The sequence below is a fragment of the Pantoea sp. Pa-EAmG genome (assembly GCF_030024295.1).
GTDB classification, from domain to species: domain Bacteria; phylum Pseudomonadota; class Gammaproteobacteria; order Enterobacterales; family Enterobacteriaceae; genus Pantoea; species Pantoea dispersa.
In genome coordinates, this window is sequence record NZ_JASEWO010000361.1 from 1 (window position 1) to 1,211 (window position 1,211).

Consider the following 1,211-nt stretch of genomic DNA (forward strand, 5'->3'; position numbering starts at 1 on the left):
TGTAGATACCGTCTTGCCGGTTACCTGGCAAGACATATTTCGGCATCGAACGGACGACCCGATTTCAGCACGCCATAAGCCAGCTGCAGCAGCTTCTTCATCGCCGCGCACACCACGACTTTTCCCGTTTTCTTACCCGCATCCAGCCGTTTCTTCAGCGCACTCACCGCCGGATTCCACTTCATCGCCACTATCGCAGGCATGTACAGGGCCTTGCGCATCGCGCTGTTGCCCATCTTCGATATCCTGCTTTTGCCCTTCCACTCACCGGACTCCTGCCGCATCGGATTCAGACCCACCCACGCCACAAGCGCCTTGCTGCTGCTGAACCTCGACATGTCCCCCAGATACGCCAGCATCGTGCTGCTCAGCACGCCCGCGATGCCCGGGATGGACTCCAGCAGTTCCCTGTTCTTTTTAAGGCCCGGGTCATTGTCGATATGGTCGTTTATTGCCCGCTTCGTTTCGTCTATCTGCGCATCCAGCGCCGCAATGACCACGCGGATTGAGGGCTGCACCACCGCATCCGAGACCTCCAGCCGGTTCTCTTCCATCTGCCGCATTTCCTGAAGATTCGTCAGGCGCTTCACCAGCGCCTTCAGCCTGCGTTCATTCAGCGGCGCCGGCTGCCACAGCGACGGGCCGTGCAGTTTACAGTAGCGCGCTATCATGCGCGCATCGTCTTTATCCGTCTTGTTACGGCTCAGCTCCGCCTGTCCGAAGCGCCTGATGCGCGCGGGATTTTCCACGCTGACATCATAGCCTTCGTCGTGCAGGAAGGTGGCCAGCGGCTCACTGTACGCGCCGGTAGCCTCCATGCAGATATGGCAGCAGCCGAACGGCTCCAGCCATTTTTTCAGGGCGATAAAGCCCTTAGGGGTGTTGGGAAAGACTTTGGTTTTGTAAGACGTGTCGCCTTTCCAGACGGCCACATCAAACTTTCCGGAGGCAACATCAATGCCGACAGGCATACGGGTTTGCATAGATTCTCCTTAACAGCACAGGGAAACCGCCATGACCATCCTTATGGATGCGTGCTCGGGGCACAGGATACCGTCCGGTCTTGAAGGCGGGAGTTAAGTTGCCGGGGATGAATCTACGAAGCAGGCTTTATGCCCAGGGGGCGCCCCCATCTCACCAGCAACTTCCCGATGATCAGTCGGGGATCATCATACCCGGAGGAGAATGATCGGGATATAAGGGGCGCCATT

At 57.8% G+C, this 1,211-nt stretch carries 1 protein-coding gene; it reads right to left on the bottom strand.

What is annotated here, in order from left to right:
* Positions 1–20: 20 nt before the first annotated feature.
* Complete coding sequence (locus QMM04_RS22625) at positions 21–971, bottom strand: IS110 family transposase (protein ID WP_031280017.1); 951 nt, start codon at positions 969–971, stop codon at positions 21–23.
* Positions 972–1,211: the final 240 nt, after the last annotated feature.

Bases quoted from the DNA above. Each gene is read 5' to 3' on its own strand.
- QMM04_RS22625 (WP_031280017.1), bottom strand. From the start codon at position 971: ATGCCTGTCGGCATTGATGTTGCCTCCGGAAAGTTTGATGTGGCCGTC.